1 pseudogene is annotated in these 1059 nt (G+C 54.7%); it reads right to left on the bottom strand.

Features of this window, described 5'->3' with window-relative positions:
• Positions 1 to 995, bottom strand: a pseudogene (locus LRK71_RS20435) (IS3 family transposase); the annotation flags it as partial.
• Positions 996 to 1059: the final 64 nt, after the last annotated feature.

The raw sequence follows: 1059 nt of genomic DNA, 5'->3' as shown, positions 1-1059 counted from the left end.
GCTCAGCTTTGATCGTTTTGAAGAACGTCTCGACAGCGGCGTTGTCATAGCAATTTCCTTTGCCACTCATCGAGGTCCTGAAGCCATGTTCGCGCAGGATCTTTTGATAATCATGGGAACAATATTGGCTTCCCCTGTCCGTGTGGTGGATGCAGCCCTTAAGCGGTGCCCTGAAGGCGATGGCCATGTTCAACGCCCGGATCGCCAGATCGCGCTTCATCCGATTACTCACTGCCCAGCCGATGACCCGTCTGGAATGCAGGTCCAGGATCACGGCCAAATACAACCAGCCCTCGCGGGTCCAAACGTAACTAATGCCACCAGCCCATTTCTGGTTCGGGTGCTCAGCCACAAAGTCGCGATCCAGCAGGTTTGGCGCAATATTGAACTTGTGATTGCTGTCCGTTGTGACTTTATGTTTCCGCGTTCTCACCACAGATATGCCGTTCTGACGCATCAAACGGCCAACACGTCGATGGCCGATTTGCAGACCGATCTCTTTCAGCTCTTCAGCTCTTCGGTCATTCGTGGCCTGCCATAGCTGCCCAGGCTGAGATGGGATTGTTCTTTGATGTGCGCCAACGTCACCATATCAGATCGCTGCCTGCGGCTGGCTGGACGACTGCGGAACGCACGCAAACCGCGCATACTGACATCCATAACCTGACACAGGCGCGCTGCCGGAAACACATCCCGGTGTTCTTCGACGAACCGAAACCTCACGGCTTTTGGCTCGCGAAGAACTGCGTTGCTTTTTTTAGGATGTCCCGCTCCTCCTTGAGGATACGGTTCTCGCGCCGAAGTCGGTCATTCTCTTGGGCGAGGCTCAAATCCTCTTTCGACACGACATCAGTGTCTCGATACGCCGTGATCCACTTGTTCAGCGTCGACATGACGACACCGAGATCATCAGCCACCTGCTTACGCGTCAGTCCACTGGTCAGCGCAATCCGCACCGCATCTTGCCGGGATTCGTCCGTCCGTTTCAGTCCCATAGTCAGTCTCCTTTGTTGCAGTAAATGCTATCAAAGGAGCGGCATCAAACCGTGACAGGTCCAG

It is taken from the genome of Pseudophaeobacter flagellatus (assembly GCF_021228235.1).
GTDB classification, from domain to species: Bacteria; Pseudomonadota; Alphaproteobacteria; order Rhodobacterales; family Rhodobacteraceae; genus Pseudophaeobacter; species Pseudophaeobacter flagellatus.
The sequence above is the reverse complement of the archived record's forward strand: the minus strand, read 5'-3'. Positions and strand labels throughout refer to the sequence as shown.